The organism is Cedecea neteri NBRC 105707 = ATCC 33855 (assembly GCF_001571265.1).
GTDB classification, from domain to species: Bacteria; Pseudomonadota; Gammaproteobacteria; order Enterobacterales; family Enterobacteriaceae; genus Cedecea; species Cedecea neteri.
On the sequence record NZ_BCTL01000023.1, the window covers coordinates 1 to 12108 of the forward strand.

Genomic DNA, 12108 nt, shown 5'->3' on the forward strand with positions numbered 1-12108 from the left:
AAGTGACGGTGACTTCCCCGAGTCGTTCACTAGTGCAATGGCTGCATATAAAACAGGACAAGAGGTGAACGGAATATTAACCGTCTCGGCATACAGATTATTTGTGCCTAAAGAACAACCTGCTCTATCCCCACCTTTAAATCACACAAATGATAATTATTTGCATTTAATTATAGCAGCAGCTATGTTTTATAGCACTTGCTATAAACGCTGAATCTATAATCACTCGTGAGGGAAGACGATGCCCGGGAAACTGAAGTTAACGCAAAGTATTGTCGCTGCCGCCGCCGCGCTGGCGATGCTGTTGGGTGCCGCTCAGGCGCAGGCAAAATTTAAGGCGATCACCACCTTTACTATCATCGCCGATATGGCGCAGAACGTGGCCGGGGACGCCGCCGACGTGGAGTCCATCACCAAGCCGGGGGCTGAAATCCATGAATACCAACCCACGCCAGGGGACATTCGTCGGGCACAGGGCGCTCAGCTAATTTTGACCAACGGGCTAAACCTTGAACTCTGGTTCGCGAAGTTTTATCAACATCTGAAAGGCGTGCCTGAAGTCATCGTCACCACCGGCATTCAGCCCACGGGCATCACCGAAGGCCCTTACAACGGCAAACCTAACCCTCACGCGTGGATGTCGCCGCAAAATGCGCTGATCTACGTCGATAATATCCGGGATGCGTTTGTTAAATACGATCCGGACAATGCCGCGACCTATACCCGCAACGCCGAAGCCTACAAGCAGAAAATCCAGCAAACCATCGAACCCCTGCGCAACGAGCTGGCAAAAATTCCGGCGGATAAGCGCTGGCTGGTCACCAGCGAGGGCGCATTCTCCTATCTTGCCAACGACTTTGGCCTGAAAGAACTCTATCTGTGGCCGATCAACGCCGATCAGCAGGGCACGCCGCAACAGGTACGCAAAGTGATCGACAGCATTCGGAAATACCAGATCCCGACGATCTTCAGCGAAAGTACCATTTCCGATAAGCCCGCTCGCCAGGCGGCCCGTGAGTCCGGCGCGCATTACGGCGGTGTGCTGTATGTCGACTCGCTGAGCGCGGCAAACGGCCCGGTCCCGACCTATCTTGATCTGCTGCGCGTCACCACCAGCACCATCGTTAACGGCATCAATGAAGGGCTGAAAAAATGAGTCGTCGCCCCGGCATCGTCGTTCAGGACGCCAGCGTCACCTATCGCAATGGCCATACCGCACTGCGGACGGCCAGCTTTGAAATTCCGACCGGCACCATTGCGGCGCTGGTCGGGGTCAACGGCTCAGGGAAATCCACGCTGTTTAAAGCGATCATGGGCTTTGTGCGCCTGGCCAGCGGCAGCATCTCGATTCTGGATATGCCCACGCGCAAGGCGCTACGCAACAACCTGGTGGCCTATGTCCCGCAGTCAGAGGACGTGGACTGGACGTTCCCGGTGCTGGTTGAAGATGTGGTAATGATGGGCCGCTTCGGCCACATGGGGATGCTGCGGATCCCCGGTAAGGCAGACAAGCTGGCGGTAGACAACGCCCTCGCTCGCGTAGGGATGAGCGACTTCCGCAAGCGCCAAATCGGCGAACTGTCCGGCGGGCAGAAAAAACGTGTATTTCTTGCCCGCGCGATTGCCCAGGACGGCCAGGTGATCCTGCTGGACGAACCGTTTACCGGCGTGGACGTGAAAACTGAAGAGCAGATAATCAGCCTGCTGCGCGAGCTGCGGGACGAAGGCCGGACGATGCTGGTCTCGACCCACAACCTCGGTGCCGTGACAGACTATTGCGACTACACCGTGCTGGTGAAAGGCACCGTGCTGGCCTGCGGCCCGACCGACGTCACCTTTACCCAGGCAAACCTGGAGCTGGCCTTCAGCGGCGTGCTGCGCCACGTCACCTTAACCGGGAAAGAAACCAGCGTGCTCACCGACGACGAAAGGCCGTTTATCCACGGCGCAGCGTTAAAAGGGGAGCCGTAATGTCCGTCCTGCTCGAGCCGTTTAGCTATGGATATATGTTTAACGCCATCTGGGTTTCAGCGCTGGTCGGCGGGGTCTGCGCCTTTCTTTCCTGCTACCTGATGCTAAAAGGCTGGTCGCTCATCGGCGACGCCCTTTCCCACTCCATCGTGCCAGGCGTTGCCGGCGCTTATATGCTCGGCCTGCCGTTTTCCATCGGCGCATTTTTCTCCGGCGGCCTCGCCGCAGGCACTATGCTGTTTTTAAATCAGCGCACACGCCTGCGCGAAGACACCATCATTGGCCTTATCTTTTCGTCGTTCTTTGGCCTCGGGCTGTTTATGGTGTCGCTCAACCCGACGTCGGTGAACATCCAGACCATTGTGCTCGGCAATATTCTGGCCATCGCCCCATCTGATATCGTGCAGCTGGCAATTATCGGTTTTGTCTCGCTGGCGATTCTGCTGCTGAAGTGGAAAGACCTGATGGTGACCTTCTTCGACGAAAATCACGCGCGTTCTATTGGTCTTAACCCGCTGTGGCTCAAAGGATTGTTCTTCACCCTGCTGTCGGCCACCACCGTGGCGGCGCTGCAAACCGTCGGCGCTTTTCTGGTGATTTGCATGGTGGTCACACCGGGTGCCACGGCTTATCTGCTGACCGACCGCTTCCCGAGGCTACTGATTATTTCCGTCACGTTAGGTACTTTTACCAGCGCATTCGGCACCTGGATAAGCTACTTCCTCGACGGCGCCACCGGCGGCATCATCGTGGTGCTGCAAACGCTTATCTTCCTGCTGACCTTCGTGTTTGCGCCCAAACACGGCCTGCTGGCTAACCGTCGGCGCGCCCGCCTGAGCCTGGAGCAAACGCCATGAGCCTGTTAGATACCCTGCTTTCCCCCTTCCAGTTTGGCTTTATGATCAATGCCCTGACCATGACCACGCTGGTCGCCATTCCGTGCGCGCTGCTCTCCTGCTTCCTGGTGCTAAAAGGCTGGGCGCTGATGGGCGATGCCATGAGCCACGCGGTCTTCCCCGGCGTGGTGATCGCCTGGATGGTCGGCCTGCCGCTGGGCCTCGGCGCCTTCGTGGCCGGGCTGTTTTGCGCCTTTGCCACCGGCTACCTGCAGGACAACAGCCGTATCAAGCGCGACACGGTGATGGGTATCGTCTTCTCCGGCATGTTTGGCGCCGGGCTGGTGCTTTACGTCTACCTGAAGCCGGATATCCACCTCGACCACATTCTGTTTGGCGACATGCTGGGCGTAAGCTACAGCGATATTCTGCAAACGGGCGCTATCGTGCTGCTAACGGTGGTTGTTGTGGGGCTAAAATGGCGGGATTTGCTGCTGCATGCCTTCGATCCTATTCAGGCACAGGTTTCCGGCCTGAACGTTAAGCTGCTGAACTATGGCCTGCTCTGCCTGGTCTCGCTGACCATCGTCGCGGCGCTAAAGGCGGTGGGGATTATCCTCGCGATTTCCCTGCTTATCGCGCCAGGCGCTATCGCTTCGCTGCTGACGCGCACCTTTAAAGGCATGATGCTGGTCGCGCTTGGGCAGGCTATCGTGACGTCGTTTCTTGGCGTTTACCTGTCATTCTTTATCGACAGCGCTCCCGCACCGACCATCGTCGTGCTCTCTGCGCTGGTATTTATCGCCGCCTTTATTCGAGCCACGGTCAGGCAGCGGCGAATGGAAGCGATAAGCGAGTCTTTCTGAATCCACGTGGAGCGACCCAGGTAACGGTTTATGGTACAAAGTACCTTCTCTTTTTGCACAAGTACCAGGGTCGCGCCATGAGCTACACCATCGATATTATCTCCTGCATCACCGACCGCTTCGTTGAGCTGACCGCCACCGAAAAGCGCATCGCGCAGTTTATTCTGGACGATGTGCAGGCCGCCGTCGCGCTGCCGATTTCGGAAATGGCGCGTCAGACGCAAACCAGCCAGGCCTCCATTACCCGCTTTGCCCGCGCCATCGGCTGCAAAGATGTGCGTGAACTGAAGGTCAAACTCGCCCAGTCGCTGGCGGTGGGCCAAAGATTTATTCTTGATGTGCCGGACCTGGAAGGCGTGCAGGGCATCTACGAAACCATCATCAACGTGCTGGATATCAACCGCCGCGCGCTAAACCCTGAGTCACTCAACAAAGCCGTGAGCTGGTTGAGCAATGCGCGGCAAATCCTGGCGCTGGGCATGGGCGGCGGGTCGACGATTTGTGCACAGGAGCTGCAGTTCCGTCTGTTTCGGCTGGGGCTGCCGGTCGTGAGCCAGAGCGACGGCCTGCTGGCAAGAATGATGGCGGCTTCGGTGGCCTCCAACGATGTGGTCGTGGCGCTATCATTGGGAGGCTATACCCCAGAAGTGGTCGAGAGCGCGGCGATTGCGCGCCAGTACGGCGCAAAGATCGTCGCCATTACCCCACAGGATACGCCGCTGGCTGAGCAGGCAGACATCGTGCTGCCGCTGATTATTCGTGAGAACGACTACATTTTTAAGCCGAGCACCTCGCGCTACGCGATGCTGGCGATGATTGACGTGCTGGCCACCGAACTGGCGATGGCCAACAAAAGTCAGGCGAAGGACCGGCTACGCCGCATCAAGCTGGCGCTGGACAGCCATCGCGGCGGGGCAGACAGGCAGCCGCTGGGCGATTAACCCCGGTCAGCGCGGTAGCAGGTCACGTCCACTTCCACTTTACAGTCCACCACCAGGTCAGCCACGCAGCACACGCGGGCCGGCGGGTGGTCGCCGAAGAAGTCGCGGAACACTTTATTGAAGGACTGGAAATAGCGGGCATCGGTCAGGTACACCTTCACGTGCACCACATCGGCCAGGGTGTAACCCGCTTCCGTCATGATATTCACGCAGTTTTGAATCGCCAGCCGTGACTGGTCGATAATTCCGCCCTCGACCACTTCTCCGTCCTTCATCGGCGTCTGGCCGGACACATACAGCCATCCGGCCGCTTCGACAGCTTTAGCAAAAGGCAGCGGCTGCCCGCCGGTGCCTGTACTGCCGCCAACGCCATAACGTTTAATGCTCATCATTACTCCTTGTTAGATTGGTTTACCCTCACCCTAACCCTCTCCCTGGAAGGGAGAGGGGACGAAGGTACATATTCCCCCTCACCAGATTTTATCTCGTTTTTCCCCCTCTCCTCTCTGGGGAGAGGGCCGGGGTGAGGGGAACGTTATATTCACTTCTGCCGACGCAGGAACCGCCCCCCCCGGCCAATCACTTTCTGCTCGAGCCCGTAACTCATCACCCCATTCACCATCACCGCTTCAATGCCGGCGGCGGGCTGTTTCGGGTTACTAAAGCTCGCGACGTCGCGCACGGTCAGCGGGTCAAACAGCACCAGATCGGCATAATAGCCACGTTTCACCAGGCCCCGTTCGGGCAACTGGAACCGCGCCGCCGACATCCCCGTCATCTTATGCACCGCCTGCGTCAGCGGGAAAAGCTTCTCGTCGCGGCTGTAGTGCCCCAGCACGCGCGGGAACGCGCCCCACAGGCGAGGATGTGGCATCGGGTCGTTCGGCAGACCGTCTGATCCCACCATCGTCGCCGGGTAGCGCAGCACGCGCCGCACATCCTGCTCGTCCATGTTGTAATAAATCGCGCCCGCGGGCATCAGTAATTTCCCCGCTTCGTGAAGTGACATCGCCCAGCCCTCAGCAATTTGCTTCAGCGATTGCCCGGCGACCTCCGGGTGCGGCTCGGACCAGGTAATCACGATGTCGAACTCGTCGGTAATCTGCTTCATATCCAGCGTCGAAGAGCTGGCGGAATAAGGGTAACAGTCGCAGGAGACATCCTGCCGCTCGCGTACTTTGTCGAACAGCTTCAGCGTTTCAACCGTGCGCCCCCAGTTTTTCGCTCCGGCGCATTTGTGATGCGAGACAACCACTGGCACATTGCCGTGGCGGCCAATGCGAAACGCTTCATCCAGTGCCTCAAGAATCGGCTCAAACTCGGAACGTAAATGGGTGGTGTAAATACCCTTCTCCGCCGCCAGCTCCTCGGCCAGCGCCATCACCTCTTCGGTCGTGGACTGGAACGCGCTGGCATAGGCAAGCCCGGTGCTCAATCCCAGCGCGCCCTGCTGCAGGGCCAGCTTAAGCTGCTCGCGCATGGCGAGGATCTCTTCGTGCGTCGCCGGGCGGAACAGGTCATCCATCTGGTTATTACGCAGTGCGGTATGGCCGACAAGCGTGCCGACGTTGATAGCCGGCCGAGCCTGCTCCACGGCATGCGCATACGCCTCAACGGTGGGATAGACAAACTGATGTGCCTCGCCCAACAGATTCATCGGGTCGGGCACCTGCGAGTTAATCATTGCCCCGGCCGCGCTAATGCCGCAGTTGCCGACGATCGCCGTGGTAATGCCCTGGCTAATTTTCGGCAGATATTCGGGAAAACGGATCACGTTAATGTCGTCATGCGTGTGAACATCAATAAACCCCGGCGCTAATACCCGCCCGCTGCCGTCTATCTCATGCACGGCCTCGCCGGAAATCCCCGGCGCAATATCGGCGATTCTGTCACCCTGCACCGCCACATCGGCCAGGTATTCTGCGCCGCCAGATCCGTCAATCACGGTGACATTCCTGAAGAGATAATCGAACTTCATCTGCGCCTCACGCCAGTCATAATCTGCGTGCAAGTTAACCATTTACAAGCCATAAAAACAGTGAAAAACTAAACAAAATACCCGCAAATCAATGATACTTTTATTCATTAGTTAGCATAATTACAAATAAATAATATAAATAACATAAAGTTAAAAATGATACTTAATCTGAAAGATAGAATAACCCCGGAGATAATACGTTATGAAATACCAGGAGATTAACCTCGTCCCTCATAAATCCGCCCCCATGCTTTCCTCTGCCAATGTCCTCAATGAAGAGGTCTGTCTGCCCGCCGCCCTGATCAAAAAATCAGCCCTGAAAAACAACATCCGATGGATGCAGGACTATGCCAACGCGCGCGGCGTTTCGCTGGCACCGCACGGGAAAACGACCATGACGCCGTGGATCTTCCAGCAGCAGCAAAAAGCGGGCGCGTGGGCTATCGGCGTAGGCAGCGCATGGCAGGCCAGCATCGCGATGTCCGCTGGCATCGAGCGCGTGCTGATGGTGAATCAGTTGGTGGGAAAAGCGAACATGGCGCTGGTGTCGAAGCTGAAGCATAAACACGCTTCGGTCGACTACATCTGCTGCGTAGACAGCGAGGCGAATGCCCGCGCCCTGTCAGACTTCTTTAGCCAGCAGGGCCAAACCCTCGACGTGCTGATTGAGCTGGGCGTGCCCGGCGGTCGCTGTGGCTGTCGCAGCACGGAACAGGCACTGGCGCTGGCAAAACATGTGGCTGAGTTACCCGGCCTGCGTTTACGCGGCCTGGAGCTGTACGAAGGCGTGCTTCACGGCGAAAATCCACAGCCAAAAATAGAAGCGTTGCTGCAAGACGCGGCGGCATTAGCCTGCCGGATGGAGCGCTATGTTGACGGCGAATTTCTGTTAACCGGCGCAGGCTCGGTCTGGTACGACGTAGTCTGCAATATCTGGCTCGCCGCAGAGAAACCGGCCAACTGCCGCATTGCGATCCGCCCTGGCTGCTACATCACCCACGACGGCGGCATCTATCAGGAAGCTCAGGAGCAGCTGATCGCGCGCGATCGGATCGCCTGCGATCTTGGCGGCGATCTTGTCTCCGCGCTGGAGCTGGTGGCGATGGTGCAATCGGTCCCGGAAAGCGACCGGGCAATCGTGAATTTTGGCAAGCGAGACAGTGCGTTTGATGCAGGCCTGCCGCAGCCGATAGCGCACTACCGCCAGGGCAAGCCGCTGGCATCACCGTCAGAAATCCTCGAAACTACCGGAATTATGGATCAGCACGCGATGCTGAAACTCAAGCCGGGCGTGGATGTGCAGGTTGGGGATATTCTGGTGTTCAGTACTTCGCATCCGTGCCTGACGTTTGATAAGTGGAAGGCGCTGCTGCTGGTGGATGACGAGTATAACGTGTTGGATGAGTTAGAGACGGCGTTCTAGTTTTTACCCTCACCCTAACCCTCTCCCTGAAAGGGAGAGGGGATAAAAAATGTTCTCAGTCGCCTGTTTTCCCCCTCGCTCCTCCGGGGAGAGGGCCGGGGTGAGGGGCAACAGAAAATTTACTTAGCCTCAGCCAGCGCCTTAGCCTGCTCCTCTTCTTCCTTCTGCTGAAGCTCGGTTTCCAGCATCTTCTTCTCGTACGCCTTGAAGAACGGATAATAGATAGCCAGCGAGATAAAGAAGCAGATAAACACCAGCCCGCAGGCAATCAGGTTCCAGTTGGTGGTGATCAGCGCCCCCAGCGGCGCCGGAACGGTAAACGGCGGCTTCACCATCATGCGCGGGATCAGCCCGCTGATTGTGAACAGATACACCACCACGGTATTCACCATCGGCGCCAGAATAAACGGGATCGCGAGGATCGGATTCATCACAATCGGCGCGCCGAAAATCATTGGCTCATTGATGTTAAACAGCCCCGGAATAAACGACAGCTTGCCCAGTTGCTTCAGGTAGATAACGCGAGAGCGGATAAACAGCACCACCAGCGCAAGCGTTGAGCCGGTGCCGCCCATCTGGGCATACCACTGGAAGAACTGCTCGGTGAAAATATTCGGCAGCTCATAGGCGCTCACGCCGGACTGGAACAGCTCCATATTCTGCACGATCGCCTGATCCCACAGCGGGCGAATCAGCGGCCCCATCACCGCATGACCGTGGATCCCCAACACCCAGAACACGTCGATAAAGAACTGGGTCACAATCCCGCCAAACAGGTTGGTGCCGGTCATAAAGCCCTTCAGCGGCATAATGATGTAGCTGATGATGGCGTTAATATCGATGTTCAGGAAGTGGCGAGGGATCCAGAACACCAGCACCACGGCAAGCGTCGGGAACAGCGCCGAAAACGAGCTGGCGACCACCGGCGGCACGCCCGCAGGCATTTTGATTTCAATGTTGCGGACTTTGATGAAACGGTAAATCTCAATGGCAATCAGCGAGGAGATAATCGCCCCAAACAGCCCCTGAGAACTCAGCGAGGTGATAGGAATGTAGCGCCCCGCCACCACTTCACCCGCCACGGTCACGCCCTGCTTGATATTTACCGGCACAATCATCAGCAACGTCGCCAGCATCGCCAGCAGGCCGCTGGTAATGTCGTTGAGCTTGTAGCTTTTGCCGAGGAACGAACCGATGGTAAACGCGGCGTACAGCGACATCAGCCCGACGGTAAAGCGGAACGGCACGTCCAGCATATCGCGCCACGGCGCAATAAAGTCCATGTAGCCCTTAATCGGGATGTTCAGCAGGATCACGAAGAAAGAGCCGACGATGGTCAGCGGCAAAATAGAGATAAGCCCGTTGCGTATCGCCTGCATATGGCGCTGGTTGCCGATAGCGTTCGCCACCGGCATCAGCTTGTCGGCTAACTTATCAAAGGTCGACATGGTCAGCCTCCTCAAACCCATTGCTCTCGATCACGCCACAGAACCAGCGCCCGGACTTTTTCAGCGAACGCTGCTGCGTCGCTAAATCGAGCCGGTAGAAGCCGTAGCGGTTTTTATAGGCGTTCTGCCACGACCAGCAGTCGATAAAGGTCCACATCTGGTAGCCCAGGCACTGGCTGCCTTCCGCTATCGCTTTATGCAGCCAGGTTAAATGCTCCTGAAGAAACTCGATGCGGTAATCGTCCTGCACCTCGCCGTCCACCATGAACTGCTCTTCGTCCATGATGCCGATCCCGTTCTCGGAGACAAACCACGGCAGGTTGCCGTAGCGCTCTTTCACCAGCATGGCGATGTCGTACAGCGCAGGCGGGTAAATCTCAATGCCGCGTGAGGTATTCATGCGCCGTCCCGGCATCACGTACTCTTCAAAAAAACGCTCCGGTACAAACCCGTGTGGCTCTTCAAGCAGCGTTTCACGCGCCTTAACCCGGCGCGGGCGATAGTAATTGATGCCCAGCAAATCAACGCGGGTCGCGGCAATCAGCTCGCAGTCACCCGGCAGTACCTTCGGCAGCACATCGTATTCTTTCAGCAGCGCCACCAGCTCGTCGGGATAGCGCCCAAGCAGCATCGGCTCGTTAATGCTGCGCGTGTAGAACAGGTCGGCCATTTCCGCAGCCCGCAGATCTTCCGGGCTGTCGCTGCGCGGATAAACTGGGATGACGTCCATGATGATGCCAATCTGCCCCTCAAGATTCATCTCTCGCCAGGCGGCCACCGCTTTACAGTGGGCAATAACAATGTGGTGCAGCACCTGTGCCGCACGGCGAAAATCCGTCACGTAAGGATAATGGCGTGGATGTAAATAACCCGCCTCGGCGGGGATAAGCGGCTCGTTGAAGGTAAACCAGTAGCGCACGCGGTCGCCAAACAGCCGGTAGCAAATCCTCGCATAGCGAGCGAAAGCATCCACCACCTCACGGTTCTCAAATCCGCCCTTTGCCTGCAGCGCCATCGGCATATCAAAGTGGTAGAGATTGATAAAAGGCTCGATCCCCTGGCGAATCAGCTCATCAATAATGTCGCTGTAAAACTGCACGGCCTGAGGATTAACTTCCCCGTCGCCGTCAGGGATCAGCCGGGACCAGGAAATCGACGTACGGAATGAATTCAGGCCAATTTTTTTCGCCAGCTGAATGTCTTCCCGCCAGCGCTGGTAAAACGTAGAAGTATCATCAGCGGTGACGCCGTTGTAAAAACGGCTATTAAACTCGTGCGAGGCGTAATCCCAGATATTCTCGCCTTTGCCATCCCCCTCAACTCGTCCCTCAGACTGCGTGGCGCTGGTCGCCGTGCCCCACCAGAAATTTTTGGGAAAACGGTATTTCATACGGACCCCTGGTCAGCGGTTTTCAGCAGCGAAAGCGCATGATCCAGCACCTTATCACCCTGCATTGAGCCGTAATGCATCATGTCGATGGCCGCCACCGGAACGCCGTGAGGTGCCGCCGCCGCGCTCAGGTTTTGCAGCTGGAACTTCACCTGCGGCCCGAGCAGGATGACGTCGGCCTCATCGATTATCTGGTCGAAATCGGACACCGGCACGGCGGTAATTTCCACCGCCACATCACGGCTGTGCGCGGACTGCTTCATTCTTTCCACTAACATGCTGGTCGACATTCCCGCAGCGCAGCATAAGAAGATTTTTTTCATCGCTTTTCCCTCAGAGAATCAATGCAGTGTCCGCGGTATGCGGCCAAATATATTCTGGGTAGCGGTGAAAAAAGCCACAAGTGAGGGGCGGCACAGATTTGCTTTTAGCGGCTGGTACTTTTGGCTGGAGAAATGAAAAACCCTATGAAACTCATTAATAAACAGATAAATAAGAGTGTTACTTTTCTGACGTCGTTCGCCTTCGCGTGTTGTTTTATTGACAGGAATGGTGCAGCGGTCACAGCCAGAAGCTTATTTGAATGGGGGACTTTCGATATGTTTAAAAAAAGGGGAAATGTGTACACATTGCAGAAACGTGTCGATGCTATCGACATGTTTCGATGATATGTTTAAAAAAAAGCAAAAAGTGTACACGTCACCTTGATGTGTCGATACGGCGTAGTCGCTATTACTTATCTTCAGTCTTTTTCTCTTGCTGGCGGCGCTGTATCTCCGTTTTGATGGTTGCGGTAATAAACTGCCCGGTGCTTTCACCTTCTTGTTTCCACTCTTCCATGCTCTCAACCACTTCGTGAGGCACCCGAGCCGCAAGAGTCTGAGATTTTGCATTTATCGATTTGGTGGCCATTACCAGCATTCCCTGTAAAAACTGTTCGACAGTATGGACAAAAAAGCTCCATGACAATTTGCTATACAGCGTTTTCGTTGAATTTTTTGAGAGAACTTTGTCAGTCCGTCATTTTTCCGTTCACCAGAAGATCTGTTTTCCCTGCACGTTCAGAGCACGGTGAACGTGCCAGGGAGAAAGCGCCATCTCCCTGGCAACCCTAGCGCCCGGCGAGCTCATCGCCGCTGAAGCGGTAAACCCACCGGTTATCACCGGGGGCGATGAGAGCCGGGAACAAGGGCGTGGCTGTAAGTCTTGAAGCACCTGTGATGTTCAGCTTGGCTGCGGGCTAAAAGCGAGGCAC

At 56.4% G+C, this 12108-nt stretch carries 13 protein-coding genes; 7 read left to right on the forward strand and 6 right to left on the reverse strand.

Going from position 1 to position 12108, the window contains the following annotated elements; all coding sequences use genetic code 11:
• The 6 genes from CNE01S_RS25635 to CNE01S_RS10800 form a co-directional block, all read left to right on the forward strand.
• On the forward strand, positions 1-214 hold a 214-nt coding region (locus CNE01S_RS25635), incomplete at its 5' end, for a hypothetical protein (protein ID WP_218009452.1).
• Positions 215-241: 27 nt separating this feature from the next.
• The gene (locus tag CNE01S_RS10780) at positions 242-1156 is read left to right on the forward strand and encodes a metal ABC transporter substrate-binding protein (RefSeq protein WP_061275896.1); all 915 of its coding nucleotides are present in this window, start codon (positions 242-244) and stop codon (positions 1154-1156) included.
• Positions 1153-1971 (forward strand): manganese/iron ABC transporter ATP-binding protein, encoded by an 819-nt coding sequence (locus CNE01S_RS10785; RefSeq protein ID WP_061275898.1) that lies wholly within the window; start codon positions 1153-1155, stop codon positions 1969-1971. The genes CNE01S_RS10780 and CNE01S_RS10785 overlap by 4 nt, the downstream gene beginning before the upstream one ends.
• On the forward strand, positions 1971-2828 hold the full coding sequence (gene sitC, locus CNE01S_RS10790) for an iron/manganese ABC transporter permease subunit SitC (protein WP_061275900.1): 858 nt from the start codon (positions 1971-1973) through the stop codon (positions 2826-2828). The genes CNE01S_RS10785 and sitC overlap by 1 nt, the downstream gene beginning before the upstream one ends.
• Positions 2825-3673, forward strand: a complete 849-nt coding sequence (locus tag CNE01S_RS10795; RefSeq protein WP_061275902.1) for a metal ABC transporter permease — start codon at positions 2825-2827, stop codon at positions 3671-3673. The genes sitC and CNE01S_RS10795 overlap by 4 nt, the downstream gene beginning before the upstream one ends.
• Before the next feature lie 77 nt (positions 3674-3750).
• Positions 3751-4614 (forward strand): MurR/RpiR family transcriptional regulator, encoded by an 864-nt coding sequence (locus CNE01S_RS10800; protein ID WP_061275904.1) that lies wholly within the window; start codon positions 3751-3753, stop codon positions 4612-4614.
• Here CNE01S_RS10800 and CNE01S_RS10805 read toward each other — a convergent pair.
• Both CNE01S_RS10805 and CNE01S_RS10810 read right to left on the reverse strand, forming a co-directional pair.
• The gene (locus CNE01S_RS10805) at positions 4611-5003 is read right to left on the reverse strand and encodes a RidA family protein (RefSeq protein WP_061275906.1); all 393 of its coding nucleotides are present in this window, start codon (positions 5001-5003) and stop codon (positions 4611-4613) included. The two genes, CNE01S_RS10800 and CNE01S_RS10805, sit on opposite strands and share 4 nt — an antisense overlap.
• A 152-nt stretch (positions 5004-5155) precedes the next feature.
• Positions 5156-6592 (reverse strand): N-acyl-D-amino-acid deacylase family protein, encoded by a 1437-nt coding sequence (locus tag CNE01S_RS10810; protein ID WP_061275918.1) that lies wholly within the window; start codon positions 6590-6592, stop codon positions 5156-5158.
• Between the two features lie 202 nt (positions 6593-6794).
• Between CNE01S_RS10810 and CNE01S_RS10815 the strand changes: the two genes are divergently transcribed.
• Positions 6795-8015, forward strand: coding sequence for an amino acid deaminase (locus tag CNE01S_RS10815; protein WP_061275908.1), 1221 nt, complete (start codon positions 6795-6797; stop codon positions 8013-8015).
• A gap of 119 nt (positions 8016-8134) precedes the next feature.
• On the opposite strand, the gene CNE01S_RS10820 is transcribed toward CNE01S_RS10815, so the two are convergent.
• The 4 genes from CNE01S_RS10820 to CNE01S_RS10840 all read right to left on the reverse strand — a co-directional run bounded on the left by CNE01S_RS10820 (position 8135) and on the right by CNE01S_RS10840 (position 11765).
• Positions 8135-9463 carry a PTS sugar transporter subunit IIC gene (locus CNE01S_RS10820; RefSeq protein WP_061275910.1) on the reverse strand — a complete coding sequence of 443 codons (1329 nt, stop codon included), beginning with the start codon at positions 9461-9463 and terminating at the stop codon, positions 8135-8137.
• On the reverse strand, positions 9450-10853 hold the full coding sequence (locus CNE01S_RS10825) for a glycoside hydrolase family 1 protein (RefSeq protein ID WP_061275912.1): 1404 nt from the start codon (positions 10851-10853) through the stop codon (positions 9450-9452). The genes CNE01S_RS10820 and CNE01S_RS10825 overlap by 14 nt, the downstream gene beginning before the upstream one ends.
• Positions 10850-11176, reverse strand: a complete 327-nt coding sequence (locus CNE01S_RS10830; RefSeq protein WP_061275914.1) for a PTS sugar transporter subunit IIB — start codon at positions 11174-11176, stop codon at positions 10850-10852. The genes CNE01S_RS10825 and CNE01S_RS10830 overlap by 4 nt, the downstream gene beginning before the upstream one ends.
• Positions 11177-11585: 409 nt before the next feature.
• Positions 11586-11765 carry a YlcI/YnfO family protein gene (locus tag CNE01S_RS10840; RefSeq protein ID WP_061275920.1) on the reverse strand — a complete coding sequence of 60 codons (180 nt, stop codon included), beginning with the start codon at positions 11763-11765 and terminating at the stop codon, positions 11586-11588.
• Positions 11766-12108 lie beyond the last annotated feature (343 nt).